The sequence below is a fragment of the Actinomadura sp. NPDC049753 genome, assembly GCF_040674655.1.
GTDB classification, from domain to species: Bacteria; Actinomycetota; Actinomycetes; order Streptosporangiales; family Streptosporangiaceae; genus Spirillospora; species Spirillospora verrucosospora.
This window is the reverse complement of sequence record NZ_JBFARL010000032.1, coordinates 1-17,638: the sequence shown is the minus strand read 5'-3', so window position 1 is coordinate 17,638 and position 17,638 is coordinate 1. Positions and strand designations below refer to the sequence as shown.

Genomic DNA, 17,638 nt, shown 5'->3' with positions numbered 1-17,638 from the left:
GAGCCCATTGGCGGGGCGCGCTGGTGAGCCCGGTCGCGGCAAGGCAGATGCCCTCGCGCCGCAGATCAGCGCCTCTCTCGGGCTGAGCAGGCGGGCTATGCAGCGCATGCGAGGGATGAGACAACGGGCACTCCGTCGGGGCGATCGGAGAGATCGGCGAGGCCGCCCGCCGACAGAAACTGTACAGTGCTGTTCGCTTTAGAGGTCACGTGGGGGTGGGACGTTGCCTCATCCCGTGAGTCGGCGGTGGCGCATGAGGGCGGGCGGCGGTGCCGGCGAGGGCTAGGACGTGTGCGGTCTGCGTTCGTGGCGGCGGAGCCGACGGAAGCTGCTGAACCGGGACACGGGGCCCCTAACACCAACGCCGGCGGCCCAGCCGATCAGAGCGGTCGAGACCGCGCCGGAGCAGATCGGCGGGGTTCCTCGGACCAGCGGCTGCGAGGCCAACTCGTGGTGGGCGTCGGCTGTTCAGATGCGACAGACAGCGGCTGACCGGCCCGTTCGGCCGGCAGACACAGTCCGGCCGCGATCGACAGACTTTGGGCCCGTCGACTCCCCCTTCGACAGCGCGGACTCTGACCGAGTCGATCGCGCATCCGCGCGTTACGGCAGCCCCCTACCGACCACACCACGAAGGAGACGACGTCCTAGAGACCTCACTCCCTCAAGCTGAGCAGTCCCGGTTGAAGGCAGTGCCCTGGCGCCACTCCACAGGCACGGTCAGCGTGAGGTGACCTGCGTCCGGGTCCTTGGAATCCCGCACCGCGAGCCCAAATTCAGCCGCTGAACGCCCAAGCTCAACGCAGTGTTGATCATCCGCCCCGCCGCCGTAGCTGCTCTTGCGCCACTGCACAGGCACGGTCACCACTCCGGACGATGCTTGATCTGCTCGATCAGATCGGCGAACTGGGTCCTGGTCAGAGTGAGGTGGCCAGCGTCCAGATCCTTCGAGTCACGAACGCCGATCTCAGTCCCTGGAGCAAGATTCCCCAGCTCAACGCAGTGTTCGTCGTTAACCCCGCTGCTGTACGTACTTTTGCGCCACCGAACGCTCATGTGTACTGCTCCAGGTACTGTTCGACCAAGGCGCGGGAAGCGTCCTCTGGGAGAGCCTTTGCGCCGATACGATCAAACATAGCCCACAGCTTCCTAATGTCGCCGGGTGTCTCGATCAAGCGTCCGCCGTACTGGGCACCCGCATAGGCAACGTCACGGTCCTCCATGCTGATGATCTGGAAGGGACCGTCGAAGCCCTCGTGAGCGCCCGCAGACGGCGGAATAAACCGGATGATGATGTTCGAAAGATCCATCATCTGTCGTAGATGGACGAGCTGCGCCTTCATGACTTGGGCGCCACCAACGCCAGAGCCGAGCACTCCCTCGTCCAAGACCACATAGAAGAACGGCGGCATCTCACGTTCAAGCAGAGCCTGTTGACGAGCCAGCCGCCTGGCGAAGGTGTCTTCAGCGTCACCAGGCGTACCCGCTTGGGTTAGGGCACGCATGTACTGCTCGGTCTGGAACGGCCGGGGGATCGTCTTGCCGTGGTAGAGCCTGAGACTGTCGGCTCGTTCCTCATAACGCATAAATTGCCGACCCCAGTCCGGATCGTGAGAATTTCGGGCATACCAGAGCAAAAGCTGCAACAACGTGCCGGTAGCATATTTTGCGTCCAACTTCACCAACTGATTCTCTTGCGGGCGCTGCCTTCCGGCTTCGATGTTCGAAACAGTGGACCGCGCCACTCCTATGATCTTTCCGCACTGAGTCAGCGAAAGCCCTTCCCGTTCCCGCAGAAACCGCAGGTAGAAGGCCAGAAAGTGCCACAGGGAGATCTTCGGTTCAAGAGGGTCGCGGACGATGGGCATCGGGACTCCTGTTTGGTCTATTTCCTCTAACACGTGAAGGCTAGAACGCCTCCCTGATCCTTGCCACAGGAAATCGAAGACCGAAGCGAAGGCGGGGATGAGGGTGACGACGGCGACCGGGGATTTGATCATTCCCTTGGCGGGATCGGCGGCGGCGGTGGGGCTGGCGCGGACGCTGGCGGGGGCCCGCTTTCACAGATGGGGTTATTCACACGTTCTCGACGATGCATTGCTGATCGTTTCGGAGCTCGTCACGAACGCGGTGGGTCGGACGCCGCACGCGGAGCTGCGGCTCCAGGTCAGCAGGGACGCGCACGGGGTCATCGTCGCCGTGTGGGACGGGGCGTCCGACCTCCCCAAGGCCCGGCCGAAGGTCGAGCTCACCCTCGACGGCCTCGACCTTTCCGAGGAGGCGTTCGACGACAACGGCGGGTGGGGGCTGCACATCGTCCAGGCCCTGTCCGCCGCGTGCGGGGCGATGCGCGACCCCTGCGGCGGCAAGTGGGTCTGGGCCCGAATTATCCCCTAGGAGTAACTGGCACAGAATCTCGATAAATGCGCGTTTCGACACACGCCCGGAGGGCGGAAACGGCGGGTTGCGTTCATGAAGGTGTTCGGGTGATGCTGTTCCAAAACCCCGCCACGACCGTGTTCGGGTGGGTCCATGAAGGTGATCAATACCGCGGAAGTGCCCGTGGCGGAGCGATTCGCTTTCTGGCGCGAGGTCACCGCGAAAGTCTGGGTGCCCTGCAATCTGCGCTGCGAACCGCACCTGGAGAGTCGGTTCCAGGCCGGGCTCCGCATCAGCGAATTCGGGCCCGTGCAGGCCTCCTTGATGACCGCCACGCCGTACTCGGTGGAGCGCACTCCCAAGCTGATCCGCCAGTCCGATCCCGGCATTCTCATGCTGGTGTGCACCGTGCGTGGGCACGGCGTGATGACGCAAGACGGTCGGCGGACGGAGTTCGGTCCCGGGGATCTGGTGCTGGCCGACACGTCGCGGCCCTACCGGGCGGAGTTATCGCCGGACGTTCCAGGCAGTCAGGTGCTGGTCCTGTGCCTTCCGCGCTCTCTGCTGCCGTTCCCGCAAAGGGATCTGCGGCGGCTGGCCGGGGTCCGACTCCGGAGCGATCAGGGCATGGGGGCGCTGTCGTCGCAGTTCCTGCTGCAACTGGCCCGGCACTTGCATGAACTCGGACCGTCCGACACCGCCCGGCTGGCCACCCTCACGCTGGACGTCTTCACCGCGGCCCTCGCCACCGCGTTGGACGCCCCGGATGTGGTGCCGCCCCAGGCGAGGCGGCGGGTGCTGATGGCCCAGATCTTCAGCTTCATCCGCCGAAATCTCGGGGACCCGCAACTGACCCCGGACGCGATCGCCTCCGCGCATCACATCTCGCTGCGCTACCTCCACAAGCTTTTCCATCAGGAAGGGCACACCGTCGCCGGATGGATCCGCGAACGCCGCCTGGAGCGGTGCCTGCGCGACCTCGCCGATCCCCGGCTGGCCGACCGTCCGATCAACGCGATCGCGGCCCGGTGGGGTTTCGGCAGCGCCGCGCACTTCAGCCAGGTGTTCCGCGGAGCCTACGGCCTCTCCCCCGGCCAGTTCCGCCGGCAGTGCGCTCAGGCGACAGGCCTGTGCGCTCCCACGTAACGACAGGTCAGGCCTGGTGCCTGCACCCTCGTCCGTGAAACCACGCGAGGCCGGACGCTCCCTGCAAGATCCGACCTCCCCGCCCTGCATCGCTCCTGCAAGAGGCACGACCTCGCGGCACACGAGAAAGGTTGTCCTCTGATGGCTTCACGAACACTGCGCAAGGCACTCGGGCTGGTCGTCTGCCTGACGGTGCTCCTCGCCGGCGGCGGCGCCGCCTACGCCGCCGGTCCCGGCGGCGGGTCCGTGCGGGCCGACGGCAAGCGGATCGCCCCCGCTGCGGCGCAGGCCCAGCGGGACCACGGCAACGACAACGCCTCGGTCGTCGGCGTCCCGTACTGCGCCAACATCAACGTGAGCGCCGACTGCTGGACGTGGATCAACACGACCAGCGGCACCCCGTGCCCGACCGGCCACTTCTGCCTCTACACCAACGTCCTGGCCGCCGAGGGAGGCAAGGTCTTCTCCCTCTTCCACTGCCGTCGCGGCGGGTCGGACTGGGCGCTGCGGGCGTGGAACGGCACCGGCCTCTACGACAACTCCAACACCGGCGGAGCGCACGCCCTCATCAAGGGCTCCGGGCACAACGTGCTCGTCAACGTCCCTCCGGGCACCGACGGCGTGTACGACTTCAGGCCGGCGTACTACGTCCAGGCATGCTGACCTGACGGCCTCGGTGCGCCGGCCTCCCTGACAAGCCGGCACCGAGACGTCGCACCCGCGTCCCGCCGCCATCCAGCGGCGGGACGCCGCCGTAGGTCCGCGAACCCGCCTGGAGCGGTACCGGCGTGGGTCCACGCGTCAGTCTCGGTGTCCTTCGGGTGGCGAGGTGACGCGTAGACCACCCAGACGATGCCCGCCTCGTCATCGATCAGGTACCGCACGCGGCCTCCACTGGTGACCTCGTACTCCCATTGCTCCAGTTCCCGGCCGTTGTGCCGGTGGGTCGAGAGGTCCCCGCGGAGCCGGTGCTGCCGTTGCGGGTTGGCGCGCCAGCGCGGCTCGGAGCGAAGCGTAAGTCCCACTCGTCAGCGGGGGGCGGGACGGTGACCCTGTCCCCTCGTTCGGGGCTCACGGGACGACTTCCACCGGACCGAAGTCACCGCCGGTGGGCCGCACCGCTTCCTCGTGCCGCTCGGGGTCCGCCTTGATGCGCGCGGTGGCACGCCACCCGGCGACCACCTCGTCGAGGGACGTGTCGAGGTCGAGCTCCGCCGCGTCCGAGAGGGCCTCGATGAGCTCCACGGTGAAGGCGCGGACCTCCTCGGTGCTGAGGTGACGCACCCACGGGAACACGTCCGGCATGGCGAGCAGAAGCTCGCGGGCCCCCGGATCGCGCTTCATGAGCGCGATGAAGATCCGTGACGCGGTGGCCAGCGTCTCGTCCCGCCGCTCTTCGCGGTCGGCGGCCGTGAGGTAGAAGTCCGGCGCGTCGCGATGGGTGACGCGCACCCGCCCCAGCCTGGAGGCCCGCTCCGCGACGGCCCTCGGGTTGCGGGACAGGTCGGAGAAGGTGACCGAGTCCGGGCGGGTCCTGGTGCTCATGGCTCCACGTTATCAGATCGTATTCTGAATTCGCCCGGGCGCCCGCGCTGACCAGGGGCTCAAGGGTCGAGGGAGTCGACGGCGGCGGAGGTGGCGCCGCCGGAGAGGTGCGGGTAGCCGGGGCCTCGGTCGAAGAACGGGACGGGGCCGCGCTCCGCGCGGAGGCGCGCTCGGAGGGTCCCGGTCGCCTCGGCGTCCACGGCGCCGTCGGTGAGGACGACGCCGTAGTCGTCGCGGGCGCCGGCCGGGGAGACCTTGCCGTCGCGGACGTCGGCGGCGACGCGGGACGGGTCGCGGTTCAGCGGGTCGCCCCAGCCGCCCCCGCCGGTGGTGCGGATGCGGATGACCTGCCCGGCGCGGACGGGGCGGTCGTCGACGAGGCCGTCCATCTCCTCCCCGTCGATGTCGACGCGGAACGGGCGTCCCGCGCGGCCGCCGTTGACGCCCCAGCACGACAGGATGGAGCGGTCGGCGATCGACATGTAGTGGGCGTCGCGGAGCATCCGGATGTGCTTGTCGTAGCCGAGGCCTCCGCGGTGCTCCCCCGGCCCGCCCGAGTCGACGGCGAGGCCGAGGCGTTCGACGACGAACGGCCAGCGGGCCTCGGCGAACTCGGCGGGGATGTTGCGGGAGTCGGGCACGACGTGGATGGTGTCCTCGCCGTCGGCGTAGTAGCGGCCGCCGGAGCCGCCGCCGAGCACCTCCCGCATCAGGTACGGGCCCCGGTCGTCCTCGCCGTAGACGCCGGTGTAGCGGATCGTCTCCTGGTCGGCGGGCATCCGGCCGCCCGTCGCCTTGGCCAGCACGCCCGCGAGGACGCCGAGGAGCCGCAGGATGACGAACGTGCGGGCGTTCGTCGGGGCGGGGAACACGGGCGTGAGCAGGGTGCCCTTCTCCGGGAACCGCATCTCGATGAGCGGCACCACGCCCTCGTTGACGTCGAGTTCGGCGGCCCGTTCCGGGGTGTCGGCGAGGTTGCGCAGGACGGGCGCCAGCCACTTCTTCAGGAACACGCCGTCCGAGTAGTCGCCGGCGTGGTTGATGGGCCCCTTGGCCTGCGGGGACGTCCCGGTGAAGTCGATGACGAGCGGGACGGCGGCCGCCTTGTCGACCGTCAGCGTGATGCGCTGGGCGTGCAGGCGGGGCGGGTCGACGCCGTCGTGCTCGGCGTAGTCCTCCCACACGAACGTCCCGTCCGGGATCTTGGTGAGCAGCTCGCGGCGGAACGTCTCGGTGGTCCGGTCGATGATCGCGTCGAAGCAGGCCTCGACGTCGGCGCGGCCGTAGCGGGCGAACAGCTCGCCGAGGCGGCGGGCGCCCATCAGGCACGCCGAGCACTCGGCGTCCAGGTCGCCGGCGAGGGAGTCGGGCATCCGCGAGTTGCGGGTCATGATGGCCAGCGCCGCCCGGTTCGGCACGCCCCGGTCCCACAGCTTGATCGGCGGGACCATCAGGCCCTCCTCGAACGCGCTGCGGGCGTGGCTCGGCATCGACCCGGGGACGGCGCCGCCGATGTCGTCGTGGTGGCCGAACGCCTGGACGAACGCGACCACCTCGTCGCCGTGGAACACCGGGACCGTCACGCACAGGTCGGGCAGGTGCCCGATGCCGCCCTCGGACAGGTAGACGTCGTTGTGGAAGAAGACGTCGCCGGGCCGCATCTCGTCCGGCGGGAAGTCGCGGGCGACCGGCTGGACGAGCGCCGAGTAGGACCGTCCGGTCAGCTTGCGCAGGCGGCGGTCGTGGATCCCGGCGCGGAAGTCGTGCGCGTCGCGGATCATCGGGGAGCGGGCGGTGCGGGCGATGGCCGTCTCGACCTCGCGCTCCACCGAGGCCAGCGTCCCCTCGACGATCTCCAGCAGGATCGGGTCGGGCGCGGGGCCGGTCATCGGGTCACCACCAGGTTGCCGTGGCCGTCGAGGGCCGCCGTGAAGCCGGGATGCAGCGGGAGCGTCGAGCCGAACTCCTCGATGACGGCCGGACCCTCGACGGTGTCGCCGGGCGCGAGTTTCTCGCGCCGGTAGACGGCCGCCTCCTCCCACGCGTCGAAGTAGACGGCCCGGGCGCCGGTGCGGGCCCGCGACGGGTCGCCGTCGCCGGGCGGGCGCTCGGTCGGGCGCGGCCGTTCGATGGGGCCGATGCCGGAGACCCGCAGGTTGACCCACTCGACCGGATGGCGCGGGTCGCCCCGGTAGCAGTACCCGTAGAGGGCCTCGTGCGCGTCGTGGAAGCGGCGGACGACCTCGGCGCGCAGCCCCTCGTCCGGCGGCCCGGCGGGGACGGAGACCCGCACCTCGAACGCCTGGCCGTAGTAGCGCAGGTCGGCGGAGCGGGCGAAGCGGCGGCGGTCCTCGGGGAACCCCTCGCGGGCCAGGGCCTCGCCGGCCTCGGATTCGAGGTCGGCGTAGACGCCGGCGAGGAGCGCGGGGTCGAGCTCGGCGTCGCGGACGACGCGGGTCCGGACGTAGTCGTTCTTCACGTCCACCGTGAGCAGCCCGAAGGCCGACAGGTTGCCGGGGTTCTCCGGGACGACCGCGGCGGGCAGGCCGAGGACGTCGAGCAGCCGGCACGCCAGCAGGGGCCCGGAACCGCCGAACGCGACGAGCGGGTAGTCGCGCACGTCCAGGCCGCGCTTCACGGTGATCTGCCGGATGGCGTTGGCCTGGTTCCACGCGGAGATCTCCAGGATCCCGGCGGCGGCCCGCTCCACGGAAAGGCCGAGGTCCGCGGCGAGGGCCTCCAGGCCCCGGCGGGCGGCGTCCACGTCCAGGGGCACCTCGCCGCCCAGCAGGTGCGGCGGGATGCGGCCGAGGACGGCGTGCGCGTCGGTCACCGTGACCTCGGCGCCGCCGCGCCCGTAGCACAGCGGCCCGGGGTCGGCCCCGGCGCTGCGCGGCCCGACCTTCAGCGCGCCGTCGGGCGAGCGCCACGCGACCGACCCGCCGCCCGCGCCGACGGTCACGATGTCGATCATCGGGATCTTGACGGGGTGGCGGCCGATGGACCCCTCGGTGGTGAGGGTGGGCTCGCCGTCCAGGACGACCGCGACGTCGGTGGACGTCCCGCCGCCGTCCAGCGTCACCACCGAGCCGTGGCCGCCGCGCGCGACCACGAACGCCGCGCCGAGCGCCCCGGCCGCCGGGCCGGACAGCACGGTCGTGATCGGCTGCCGCGCCACCTCGTCCGCCGACAGGACGCCGCCGTTGCTCTTCATCACCAGCAACCGGGCCGCGACGCGCTCGGCGATCCGCGCGAGGTAGCCGTTCATCGCGGGCTTGACGGCGGCGTCGACGAGCGTCGTCACCGACCGCTCGTACTCGCGGTACTCGCGCAGCACCTCGCACGACAGCGAGACGACCGCGTCCGGGTGCTCCCGGGCCAGCACGTCCCGCATCGCCAGCTCGTGGGACGGGTCGGCGTAGGAGTGCAGGAAGCACACCCCGATCGCGAGGACGCCCTGGTCGCGGAACCAGCGGGCCGCCGCGACGGCCGACTCCTCGTCGAAGGGGCGCAGCTCGGCGCCGGTGTGGTCGAGCCGCCCGCCGACCGCCCGCACCCGGTGCGCGGGGACGATCCGCGGCGGCTTCACCCAGAAGTAGCTGTTGCCGTAGCCGTCCGGGACGCTCTGCCGGGCGATCTCCAGGATCGACTCGAAGCCCTCGGTGGTGACGAGCCCGAGGTCGTCGATCCGGTCCTCCAGCAGGCGGTTCGTGGCGACCGTCGTGCCGTGCGTCAGCGCCGCCACGTCCGCCGGCTCCGCGCCGGTCAGCCGCAGGATCTTCGCGACGCCGTCGGCGAACCCCTCGGCCGGGTCGGCGGGCGTCGAGGGCGTCTTGGTGGTGACGAGCGCCCCGTCGCCGTCCAGCGCGACGACGTCGGTGAACGTCCCGCCCGTGTCGATGCCGATCCTCAGCCGCCTCACCATGGACAGAGGTCTACCGGACGCCGGCCACCTGCGAAACCGTCGCAACTTGCCAACGGAGGCGTCGTTCTTTCGTGACCGGCGTGCGGATAGGCTGAGCAGCTCTGTCCTGTCCTCACATCTGACGAGACCGCTGGAGCCCGTTCATGGCGCTTGAACGCCCCGAGATCGACTTCCCCGAGGGCCAGCCGCCCGCGTACCTCGACATCACCGACATCACCGAGGGCGACGGCCCGGAGGCCGTCAAGGGCTCGCAGGTGTCGATGCACTACGTCGGCGTGTCGTGGTCGACCGGCGAAGAGTTCGACGCGTCCTGGAACCGCGGCGGCACCCTGGACTTCGAGCTCGGCTCCGGCCGCGTCATCAAGGGCTGGGACATGGGCATCGCCGGGATGAAGGTCGGCGGCCGGCGCAAGCTCGTCATCCCGCCGCACCTGGCCTACGGCGACCGCAGCCCGAGCCCCGCCATCAAGCCCGGCGAGACGCTCATCTTCGTCGTCGACCTGGTCGGCGTCAGCTAGCGGCTTCCGGCGGCGGGCGTCCGGGCGATCTCGCCCGGGGCGCCCGCCGTCGCCGTTTCCGGCGGGCGCCTCAGCGGGAGCGGCGGCCGATGAGGTAGCCCACCGCGACGCCTGCGAGGGCCACCGCTCCGCCGGCCCCGAACGCGACGGCCGTCGGGACCCACGCCGGGGGCGGGGGCGCGGCCGCGGCGCGTCCCGGATACACGGTCCCGGCGGCGGACGGGGCCGCCTGAGCCGAGGGAACCGGCTCCGCGGCCGGGGCCGGGCCCGGGGCCAGGGCCGTGAGGTCGCGTTCGACGGCGGCGAAGAACTCGCCCGCGGTGCGCTTGGCGACGCTGCCGAGCATCCGCTGCCCGACGCCGCCGACCATCCCGCCGACGACCGCGTCCGCGTCGTAGTCGATCCGGGTCGCGCCGTCGCCGTCCGACAGCCGGACGCGGACCGTGGCGTCCACCGTGCCGGGCGCGCCCTGGCCGCGGGCGCGCAGGACGAACGAGCGCGGCGGGTCGGGGTCGGCCAGCTCGACCTGCCCCACGTAGGTGCCCTGGATCGACGCGACGCCCGCGGTGACCGTCATGCGGTAGGTGCCGTCGCCCGTCTCCTCCAGGGAGCGGCAACCGGGGATCGTCCTCGCCAGCACGGCCGGATCCTGGAGCGCGTCCCAGACGCGGTCGAGCGGCGCGGCGACGCTGGCACTGCCGGTGAGCTGCATGACCCGACTTTAGAGAACCCCGCGGCCTCCCCGAACGGCAACTTCTGCCGAGTACACGCCGAGGATTGGGCAGATGCACCCCCGGGGCGGCTGGGAATGGTCAGATATGTCCGCCAGGTTCCGCGCGGGTGCGAACCCCGCTCGCCGCTCGCGCGTCAACCGATGCGGACCCACTGCACGCCCCTGAAAGCTGCAGACCCCCGACCGAACGGAGTACGCGGCCGATGCCAGGGAAGACCCCCGTGATCGCCATGGTCGCCGCCGGAGTGCTCGGCGTGGCGGCGGGCGGCTGGCCCGTCGTGACCGCCCGGCTGGGCGGCGGGTCCGGTCCGTCCATGCGGACGCAGCTCGCCTCCGTGCTCGACGACCAGCGGTGGGCGACGCCGAAGCCCGGGTCCTGGACGGCGCCGCAGCCCGCCGCGAACGGCCTGCCGCCCGTCATCAGGAGCATCCAGACGCAGGACCGCGTCGTCTTCCTGACCATCGACGACGGCTACACCTACGACTCGGAGTTCGTGAACCTCGTCCGCAAGGAGAAGGTCCCCATCCTGACGTTCCTGACCTCCACCTACATCAAGGGGCAGGGGCAGTACTTCTGGGCGTTGCGCAACGCGGGCTCGCAGATGGAGAACCACACCGTCACGCACCCCAACATGGCGACGCTGAGCGCCGAGGCGCAGAAGAAGCAGATCTGCGACTCCTCCGAGGCCATCACGAAGCAGTACGGGCGCCGACCGCAGATCTTCCGTCCCCCGTTCGGGAGCTACAACCAGACCACCCTCCAGGTGGCCAAGGAATGCGGCATCAAGTCGGTGCTGCTGTGGTCGGCGGAGTTCTACAACGGCACCTCTGGGCCCGGAGTCGGCTACAACGGCTTCGCGCGCGCCGACGGCGGCAAGGGGTTCAAGCCCGGCGACATCGTCCTCATGCACTACCGCAAGGGGCTCGCCGGGGAGTTCCAGATGATCCTCGGCTGGATCAGGCAGGCCGGCTTCCGGCCCGCCGCGGTGCAGAACTACCTGCCGCGCTCGCTCGGCGGAAATGCCCCCGACCAGCCGTCCCACGCCTGAAAGGGACCTTCCCGGAGGAAACCCGGTTGAGCCGGAGGGCCGGGCGGACTGTGCCTAAGGTCAACACGCTGGCGGGGCCGAGGTCCCCTGCTTTCCCGAGCCGGCCCCGCCAGCCTCGACCCCGGCCGGCCCCGGGAGACGCCCTTGGACACGCGCCGCCTCAGACGGCGTCGGCGCCCTCGCGGACGCGCAGCGACGGGTCGTCCGCGGCGCGCAGCCGAAGCGTGTACAGGTCGTCGGGAGACAGCGGCATCGCGTCCACCCGGATCCCCTCCGCGTCCTCGACCGCCGACGCGATCACCGCCGACACGGGGATGACGCCGGCCTCCCCCGCGCCCTTGATGCCGAGCGGGTTCAGCGGCGACGGCGTCTCCAGATGGTCGGTCTCGATGCGCGGGACCTCCGTCGCGTACGGCATCAGGAAGTCCATGAACGAGGCGTTGAGCAGCTGCCCCGACTCGTCGTACACCATCCGCTCGTACAGCGCGCCGCCGACGCCCTGCGCGACGCCGCCGTGGATCTGGCCCTCGACCACCATCGGGTTGACGAGCCGCCCGCAGTCGTGCACGACCGCGTACCGCAGGATCGCGACCTCGGCCGTGTCCGGGTCGACCTCCACGATCGCGGCGTGCGCGCCGGAGGCGAACGTCGAGCGCACCGGCGAGTAGTAGTCGCGGCCCTCCAGGCCGGGCTCGTCCCCGGCCGCGACGGGCGGCTCGGTGACCGGCCGCCCCACCGCGAACTGCGTCGCCGCCGCGGCCTCCTCGTCGAACGCGTACCGCAGCGGGTTGGACAGCACCGCCACCGTCCGCAGCGGGACGGCCGCGGACCGGTCGCCGCGCACATGCACGACCCCGTCGGTGATCTCCAGGTCGTCCGGGTCGGCCTCCAGGGCCTCCCCCGCGATGCGCAGCGCCTTGCCGCGGACCTTCCGGCACGCCAGCGCGATCGCGTTGCCGCTCATCACCGCCGCGCGGGACGCGAACGTCCCGACCGCGTACCCGAACCGCCGCGTGTCGCCCGTCGTGACGTGAACGTCCTCGATGGGGACGCCCAGCTCGGCGGCGGCGATCTGCGCGAACACGGTCTCGTGGCCCTGGCCCTGCGAGGTGAGCCCGGTCGACACGTGCACCCGCCCCGCGGTGTCGATCTCGACGTGCCCGCCCTCGTAGGGGCCGACGCCCGTGCCCTCCACGTAGACGCCGAGGCCGATCCCGAGGCGGCGCCCGCGGGACGCGGCGGCGGCGCGCTCGGCCTCGAAGCCGTCCCAGCCGATCAGCCCGCGGGCCCTGCGGAGCAGCTCGGGGTAGTCGCCCGAGTCGTAGATCAGCGGCCGGCCGTCCTGGAACGTCAGGCCCTGGTCGTAGGGGAACTCGTCCGGCTGGATGAAGTTCGCCGCGCGCACGTCGGCGCGGTCGAGACCGAGGTGGCGGGCGATGCGGTCCATCGTCCGCTCCATGCAGAACACCCCCTGCGGGCGGCCCGCGCCCCGGTACGGGGTGACGATGAGGGTGTTGGTGTAGAGGCTGACGACCTCCGCCCGGTACGCGCCGATCTTGTAGGGGCCGAGGAGCTGGGTGGAGGTGACGATCGGGATGATGATCCCGTACGGGGTGTAGGCGCCGTGGTCGTGCAGGATCCGCACCTCCAGGCCGAGGACGCGGCCCTCGCCGTCGAAGCCGACCCGAACGTCCTGGAGCTGCCCGCGCTCGTGCGCGGCGGAGACGAAGTGCTCGCGGCGGTCCTCGGTCCACTTGATCTCGCGGTCCAGCAGCCGCGCCGCCCACGGCACGAGGACCTCCTCGGGCCACGGGTGGACGATCTTCACGCCGAAGCCGCCGCCGACGTCCGGCGCGATCACCTCGACCTTGCCGTTCGGCAGCCCGAGCCGCGCCGCGATCGCCGCCCGCACGCTGGTGGACGCCTGCGTGGAGGAGTACACGCGCAGCGAGCCGTCGTCGGCGTCCCACCGGGCGTAGACGCCGCGCCCCTCCAGGGGCATGGACGCGCTGCGCTCGATGGAGAGCCGGAACTCCAGCACGTGCGGCGCGGCGCCGATCGCGGCGGCGGCGTCGCCGTTCTCCTGGACCAGGACGGCGCCCACGTTGCCGGGCACGTCGTCGTGCACCAGGTGCTCGGCGCGCTCCGCCGCCTCGATGCCGACGACGGGCGGCAGGGGCTCGTACTCGACGCGGATGCGCTCGACGGCGTCCTCGGCCAGGTAGCGGTCGCGGGCCACGACCATCGCCACGGGCTCGCCGACGTGCCGGACGACGTCGCGGGCCAGCGGGAACCCGGTGCGGCCGTGGGTCAGGGCCGGGTGCGGGATGAGCAGCGGCAGCGGGTCCCCGACCTTCCCGGGCAGGTCCTCCCACGTGTAGACGGCGACCAGCCCGTCGACGTCGAGGGCCCCCGACACGTCGATGTCGGCGATCCGGGCGTGCGCGTGGGGGGAGCGCACGAACGCCGCCGCGAGCGCGTCCCGCCCGAGGTCGTCGAGGTAGCGGCCGCGCCCGGTGAGGAGCCTGGCGTCCTCGCGCCGCTCGACCGGTTCACCGAAGACCCTGGTGCCCATTCACGACTCCTCGGCCGTCTCATTGCGGGGGGACGACCCCCCATGCCCCCCGGAACCGCTTGGTTCATTGCGGAGGGACGCCCCCTCGCCCCCCGCGGACCCGCTGAGCAGGTCGGCGGCGCGGTGCACCGACTTGACGATGTTCTGGTACCCGGTGCAGCGGCACAGGTTCCCCGAGATCCCCTCCAGGACCTGGTCGTCCGTCGGGCGCGGCGTCTCCCGGAGGAGCGCCGTGACGGTGCAGAGGAAGCCGGGCGTGCAGAACCCGCACTGCAGGCCGTGGCACTCGCGGAACGCGCGCTGCACCGGCGACGGCGTCCCGTCCGGCGCGGCGAGCCCCTCGACGGTGGTGACCTCGTGGCCCGCGGCGGTGACGGCGAGCATCAGGCACGAGCGCACCGGGTCCCCGTCCAGCAGGACGGTGCAGCACCCGCAGACGCCGTGCTCGCAGCCGACGTGCGTGCCGGTGAGCCCGAGGTCGTGCCGGAGCAGGTCCGACAGCAGCCGCCGCGCCGGGACGCGGGCCGTGCGGTGCGTCCCGTTGACGGTCAGCGCGACCTCGAAGCCCTCGGCCATCAGTCCTCCGCCCTCCGCAGCGCCTCGGCGGCGGCCGCGTTCAGGGCGCGCTCGGCGAGCACGCCGGTCAGGTGGCGCCGGTACGCGGCGCCCGCGTGGATGTCGGGTTCGGGATCGATCCGCTCCCGGACGTGCGCGGCGGCGGCCGCCCAGTCCCCGCGGGGACCCGCGGCTCCGGTCAGGTCGAGGACGAGCGGCGCCGGCGCGATGCCGAGGAACCCCGCCCGCACGGACGCGACCCGCAGGTCCTCGTCGAGGCCGACGACGGCGGCGACGCCGCTCAGCGCGTAGTCGCCGTGCCGCCGCGCCGTCTCGGCGAACGCGGTGCCGGTGCGGGGCGGCACGGCCGGGAAGAACGCCGAGACGGCCAGCTCGCCGGGCTCCAGCGCCGACTCCAGCGGCCCGCGGAAGAACGCGGCGGCCGGGATGGTGCGGCGGCCCCGCGCCGACGCCGCCTCGACCGTCCCGCCGAGGACGGCCAGCACCGCGGGCATCTCAGCGGCGGGGTCGGCGTGCGCGAGGCTGCCGACGACCGTCCCCCGGTTGCGGATCACCGGATGCGCGACGTGCCGGAGCGCCCGGCCGAGCAGCGGCTGCACGGCCGCCGCCTCCGCCGAGCGCTCCACCCGCGCGTGCCGGGCGAGCGCGCCGACCCGCACGCCCTGGTCGCCGACGTGCAGCGTGTCCAGCTCCGCGACCCGGTTGATGTCGACGAGGTCGGACGGCGCGGCCAGCCGCATGTTCAGCAGCGGGATGAGGCTCTGCCCGCCCGCGAGCACCTTCCCGCCGGGCGCGGCGGCGAGCGCGTCCAGGGCCTCGCCGAGCGTGCCCGGCGCGTGGTACCCGAACGGAGGCGGTTTCACCGCGCCGTCCCGTCAGCTCGCATCTGCGTCAGCTCGCATCGCCCTTCGGTGTACCCGTTTCGGGCGGCTCGTGCCGGGAGTGCCGGACGGGGCCGCCGATCTCCTCCTCCGCCGGGGCGATGACGCCGCCGCCGGTGTCCTCCGGCCGGCGCAGCACGTTCAGGACGTGGTAGCCGACCAGGACGGCGATGGTACCGAGCGCGATGCCCTGGAGCGGGAAGTCGTCGGTGACCCGGAGTGTCACGTTCCCGATCGCCAGGATGATCGCGGCCGCCACCGGGACGAGGTTGACCGGGTCGCCGAAGTCGACCCGGTTCTCGATCCAGATCTTCGCGCCGAGCAGCCCGATCATCCCGTAGAGCACGACGGTGATGCCGCCGAGGACGCCGCCCGGCGTCGCGGCGACGAGGGCCCCGAACTTCGGGCACAGCCCGAACAGGATCGCCACGACGGCGGCGACGAGATAGGCGGCCGTCGAGTAGATCCGGGTCGCGGCCATGACGCCGATGTTCTCGGCGTAGGTGGTGGTGGGCGAGCCGCCCACGGCGGTGGCGAGGGCGGTGCCGACGCCGTCCGCGGCGATGGCCCGGCCGAGGACCGGGTCCAGGTCGTCGCCCGTCATCGCGGCGACGGCCTTGACGTGCCCGGTGTTCTCCGCGATCAGGGCGATGACGGCGGGCAGCGCCAGCAGGATCGCCGAGGTCTTGAAGTCGGGGGCGTGCAGGTCGGGGAAGCCGAACCAGTCGGCGGCCTTGACGCCGGTGAAGCTCACCCGCTCGTGCGGGAACGCGGTGGCGACGCAGTAGGGGCCCTCGGCCGCGCACGGCTTGCCCGCCCCGTCCAGCAGGTTCTGCCCCGGCAGCACAGAGGTGATCTTGCCTGCGGTGGCGTCGAGGAGCCACGACAGGACGAAGCCGAACACCAGCGCCAGCAGGATCGTGATCCGCGACCAGAACCCCCGCAGCAGCACCGCGCAGAGCACCGCGAACGCCAGCGTCGCCAGCGCCACCCACTGGTCCTGGGGCCAGTACACGGTGGCGACGACCGGGGCCAGGTTGAACCCGATCAGCATCACCACGGCGCCCGTGACCACCGGCGGGAACACCCGGTGGATGACCTCGCCGCCCACGACGTGGATGAGCACGCCGACCACCGCGAGCACCAGGCCCGCGACGAGGATCGCCCCGGTGACGGTGGCGCTGTCGCCGCCCGCCGCGCGGATCGCCGCGACCGCGCCGACGAACGAGGCGCTCGTGCCGAGGTAGCTCGGCACCCGGCCGCCCACGATCAGCAGGAACAGGATCGTCGCGATCCCGGACATCATGATCGCGAGGTTGGGGTCCAGGCCCATCACGAGCGGGAACACGAACGTGGCCCCGAACATCGCGACCACGTGCTGGGCGCCGATGCCCGCGGTCCGCGGCCACGACAGCCGCTCGTCCGGGCGGACGACCTCCCCGGGGGGCGGCGTCCGCCCGTCCCCGTGCAGCTTCCAGCCGATCACCATCGGGGGTCCTCCTGCTCAGCCGGCCGCGTTCCCGCGGGCCTGTCATGCGGGCAAGGTAGATCTACCCTGTTGGGCGGGCATCGGCGACTTCTGCCAAACCCCGCGCCCAGGATTGGGAGGACCGGCCGGTGCGCCGGCGGGCCGATCCGGGCCACGGCCCCCGGGCGCTCCGGTGCGGCGTCCCGGGGTCGCCGGGACACCGCCGCTACCCTCAGATACCGCGCATGCGCAGGACGTGAAGGGCGAGGGTGAGGTTGAGTCGCAGATGGGCGTCCTCGGTGAAGGCTCCGAGCATCCTTTCGAGCTTCCCTATGCGGTACCGCAGCGTGTTGTAGTGGAAGTGCAGCCGGCGCGCCGTCTCGGCGACGTTGAGGTTCGTCTCCAGCAGCACCTGGAGGGTGCGGCGCAGGTCCACCAGCTCCGGCTCGTCGTCGGCGGCGAGGTCGCCCAGCGTCTCGCGGACGAACGCGTGCAGCTCCTCGGGGTCGGAGACGAGGCTCAGCAGCCGGTACACGCCGAGCTGGTCGAAGTGCGCCCGCGCGCCCGCGCCGTTGAGCTGGCGCCCGACCCGCACCGCCTTCACCGCCTGCTCGTAGGCCTCGGGCAGCGCGGCCGGCGACGCCACCGTCCGGCTGATGCCGGTGGAGAACGTCCGCCGCACCGGCAGGTGCTCGGCGAAGATCGACGAGGCCTCCTTGACCATCGCCTGGACCGGGCCGGCCGTCCACTCAGCCATGCGGCCAGTCAAGGCGGCGCGGTGTTGCCGGCGCGTATGGGATTTTCGATACGCGGACGATATGCACCGGCTCGTACCATCGCGGG

Annotated in this window: 17 protein-coding genes; 5 read left to right on the top strand and 12 right to left on the bottom strand. The window is 71.8% G+C overall.

What is annotated here, in order from left to right; all coding sequences use genetic code 11:
- Nucleotides 1-664: 664 nt before the first annotated feature.
- Genes AB0K37_RS11770 through AB0K37_RS11760 form a run of 3 tightly spaced genes read right to left on the bottom strand, consistent with a single transcriptional unit; the run spans nt 665 to nt 1,868 of the window.
- Nucleotides 665-853, bottom strand: a complete 189-nt coding sequence (locus AB0K37_RS11770) for a DUF397 domain-containing protein (RefSeq protein WP_363978678.1) — start codon at nt 851-853, stop codon at nt 665-667.
- An 8-nt stretch (nt 854-861) separates the two neighbouring features.
- Nucleotides 862-1,056: a DUF397 domain-containing protein gene (locus tag AB0K37_RS11765; RefSeq protein ID WP_363978568.1), complete on the bottom strand. Its 195-nt coding sequence runs from the start codon at nt 1,054-1,056 to the stop codon at nt 862-864.
- Nucleotides 1,053-1,868, bottom strand: coding sequence for a helix-turn-helix transcriptional regulator (locus AB0K37_RS11760; protein ID WP_363978565.1), 816 nt, complete (start codon nt 1,866-1,868; stop codon nt 1,053-1,055). Before AB0K37_RS11760 ends, AB0K37_RS11765 begins: the two co-directional genes overlap by 4 nt.
- A gap of 97 nt (nt 1,869-1,965) precedes the next feature.
- On the opposite strand from AB0K37_RS11760, the gene AB0K37_RS11755 reads away from it, so the two are divergent.
- From AB0K37_RS11755 to AB0K37_RS11745, 3 genes are all read left to right on the top strand, one after another.
- On the top strand, nt 1,966-2,397 hold the full coding sequence (locus tag AB0K37_RS11755) for an ATP-binding protein (RefSeq protein WP_363978562.1): 432 nt from the start codon (nt 1,966-1,968) through the stop codon (nt 2,395-2,397).
- Between the two features lie 135 nt (nt 2,398-2,532).
- Entirely contained in the window at nt 2,533-3,525 is a 993-nt protein-coding gene (locus AB0K37_RS11750; protein WP_363978559.1) for a helix-turn-helix domain-containing protein, read from the top strand.
- A 141-nt stretch (nt 3,526-3,666) separates the two neighbouring features.
- Complete coding sequence (locus AB0K37_RS11745) at nt 3,667-4,188, top strand: hypothetical protein (protein WP_363978556.1); 522 nt, start codon at nt 3,667-3,669, stop codon at nt 4,186-4,188.
- A gap of 408 nt (nt 4,189-4,596) precedes the next feature.
- On the opposite strand, the gene AB0K37_RS11740 is transcribed toward AB0K37_RS11745, so the two are convergent.
- The 3 genes from AB0K37_RS11740 to AB0K37_RS11730 are packed head-to-tail and all read right to left on the bottom strand — an operon-like array spanning nt 4,597 to nt 8,995.
- Nucleotides 4,597-5,070 (bottom strand): DUF6247 family protein, encoded by a 474-nt coding sequence (locus tag AB0K37_RS11740; RefSeq protein ID WP_363978553.1) that lies wholly within the window; start codon nt 5,068-5,070, stop codon nt 4,597-4,599.
- A 59-nt stretch (nt 5,071-5,129) separates the two neighbouring features.
- The gene (locus AB0K37_RS11735) at nt 5,130-6,959 is read right to left on the bottom strand and encodes a hydantoinase B/oxoprolinase family protein (RefSeq protein WP_363978550.1); all 1,830 of its coding nucleotides are present in this window, start codon (nt 6,957-6,959) and stop codon (nt 5,130-5,132) included.
- Complete coding sequence (locus tag AB0K37_RS11730) at nt 6,956-8,995, bottom strand: hydantoinase/oxoprolinase family protein (RefSeq protein ID WP_363978547.1); 2,040 nt, start codon at nt 8,993-8,995, stop codon at nt 6,956-6,958. The genes AB0K37_RS11735 and AB0K37_RS11730 overlap by 4 nt, the downstream gene beginning before the upstream one ends.
- A gap of 143 nt (nt 8,996-9,138) precedes the next feature.
- Here AB0K37_RS11730 and AB0K37_RS11725 point away from each other — a divergent pair, with 143 nt between their 5' ends.
- Entirely contained in the window at nt 9,139-9,513 is a 375-nt protein-coding gene (locus AB0K37_RS11725) for an FKBP-type peptidyl-prolyl cis-trans isomerase (RefSeq protein ID WP_179833837.1), read from the top strand.
- 70 nt (nt 9,514-9,583) lie between these two features.
- Here AB0K37_RS11725 and AB0K37_RS11720 read toward each other — a convergent pair whose 3' ends face one another.
- Nucleotides 9,584-10,225: a carbon monoxide dehydrogenase subunit G gene (locus AB0K37_RS11720; RefSeq protein ID WP_363978544.1), complete on the bottom strand. Its 642-nt coding sequence runs from the start codon at nt 10,223-10,225 to the stop codon at nt 9,584-9,586.
- Between the two features lie 224 nt (nt 10,226-10,449).
- Here AB0K37_RS11720 and AB0K37_RS11715 point away from each other — a divergent pair, with 224 nt between their 5' ends.
- Nucleotides 10,450-11,295: a polysaccharide deacetylase family protein gene (locus AB0K37_RS11715; RefSeq protein ID WP_363978541.1), complete on the top strand. Its 846-nt coding sequence runs from the start codon at nt 10,450-10,452 to the stop codon at nt 11,293-11,295.
- 160 nt (nt 11,296-11,455) lie between these two features.
- On the opposite strand, the gene cutA is transcribed toward AB0K37_RS11715, so the two are convergent.
- The 5 genes from cutA to AB0K37_RS11690 form a co-directional block, all read right to left on the bottom strand.
- Entirely contained in the window at nt 11,456-13,870 is a 2,415-nt protein-coding gene (gene cutA, locus AB0K37_RS11710) for an aerobic carbon-monoxide dehydrogenase large subunit (protein WP_363978538.1), read from the bottom strand.
- The gene (locus tag AB0K37_RS11705; RefSeq protein ID WP_363978535.1) at nt 13,871-14,446 is read right to left on the bottom strand and encodes a (2Fe-2S)-binding protein; all 576 of its coding nucleotides are present in this window, start codon (nt 14,444-14,446) and stop codon (nt 13,871-13,873) included.
- On the bottom strand, nt 14,446-15,309 hold the full coding sequence (locus tag AB0K37_RS11700; protein WP_363978532.1) for an FAD binding domain-containing protein: 864 nt from the start codon (nt 15,307-15,309) through the stop codon (nt 14,446-14,448). The genes AB0K37_RS11705 and AB0K37_RS11700 overlap by 1 nt, the downstream gene beginning before the upstream one ends.
- Nucleotides 15,310-15,337: 28 nt before the next feature.
- Nucleotides 15,338-16,816, bottom strand: a complete 1,479-nt coding sequence (locus AB0K37_RS11695; protein WP_363978529.1) for a solute carrier family 23 protein — start codon at nt 16,814-16,816, stop codon at nt 15,338-15,340.
- A gap of 211 nt (nt 16,817-17,027) precedes the next feature.
- The gene (locus AB0K37_RS11690; RefSeq protein ID WP_363978526.1) at nt 17,028-17,552 is read right to left on the bottom strand and encodes a helix-turn-helix domain-containing protein; all 525 of its coding nucleotides are present in this window, start codon (nt 17,550-17,552) and stop codon (nt 17,028-17,030) included.
- Nucleotides 17,553-17,638: the final 86 nt, after the last annotated feature.

Excerpts from the sequence above, each read along its gene's own strand:
- AB0K37_RS11730 (WP_363978547.1), bottom strand. The coding sequence starts at position 8,995 with ATGGTGAGGCGGCTGAGGATCGGCATCGACACGGGCGGGACGTTCACC.
- cutA (WP_363978538.1), bottom strand. The coding sequence starts at position 13,870 with ATGGGCACCAGGGTCTTCGGTGAACCGGTCGAGCGGCGCGAGGACGCC.
- AB0K37_RS11695 (WP_363978529.1), bottom strand. The coding sequence starts at position 16,816 with ATGGTGATCGGCTGGAAGCTGCACGGGGACGGGCGGACGCCGCCCCCC.
- AB0K37_RS11760 (WP_363978565.1), bottom strand. The coding sequence starts at position 1,868 with ATGCCCATCGTCCGCGACCCTCTTGAACCGAAGATCTCCCTGTGGCAC.
- AB0K37_RS11690 (WP_363978526.1), bottom strand. The coding sequence starts at position 17,552 with ATGGCTGAGTGGACGGCCGGCCCGGTCCAGGCGATGGTCAAGGAGGCC.
- AB0K37_RS11725 (WP_179833837.1), top strand. The coding sequence starts at position 9,139 with ATGGCGCTTGAACGCCCCGAGATCGACTTCCCCGAGGGCCAGCCGCCC.
- AB0K37_RS11735 (WP_363978550.1), bottom strand. The coding sequence starts at position 6,959 with ATGACCGGCCCCGCGCCCGACCCGATCCTGCTGGAGATCGTCGAGGGG.
- AB0K37_RS11750 (WP_363978559.1), top strand. The coding sequence starts at position 2,533 with ATGAAGGTGATCAATACCGCGGAAGTGCCCGTGGCGGAGCGATTCGCT.
- AB0K37_RS11740 (WP_363978553.1), bottom strand. The coding sequence starts at position 5,070 with ATGAGCACCAGGACCCGCCCGGACTCGGTCACCTTCTCCGACCTGTCC.
- AB0K37_RS11705 (WP_363978535.1), bottom strand. The coding sequence starts at position 14,446 with ATGGCCGAGGGCTTCGAGGTCGCGCTGACCGTCAACGGGACGCACCGC.
- AB0K37_RS11715 (WP_363978541.1), top strand. The coding sequence starts at position 10,450 with ATGCCAGGGAAGACCCCCGTGATCGCCATGGTCGCCGCCGGAGTGCTC.
- AB0K37_RS11720 (WP_363978544.1), bottom strand. The coding sequence starts at position 10,225 with ATGCAGCTCACCGGCAGTGCCAGCGTCGCCGCGCCGCTCGACCGCGTC.
- AB0K37_RS11755 (WP_363978562.1), top strand. The coding sequence starts at position 1,966 with ATGAGGGTGACGACGGCGACCGGGGATTTGATCATTCCCTTGGCGGGA.
- AB0K37_RS11745 (WP_363978556.1), top strand. The coding sequence starts at position 3,667 with ATGGCTTCACGAACACTGCGCAAGGCACTCGGGCTGGTCGTCTGCCTG.
- AB0K37_RS11765 (WP_363978568.1), bottom strand. The coding sequence starts at position 1,056 with ATGAGCGTTCGGTGGCGCAAAAGTACGTACAGCAGCGGGGTTAACGAC.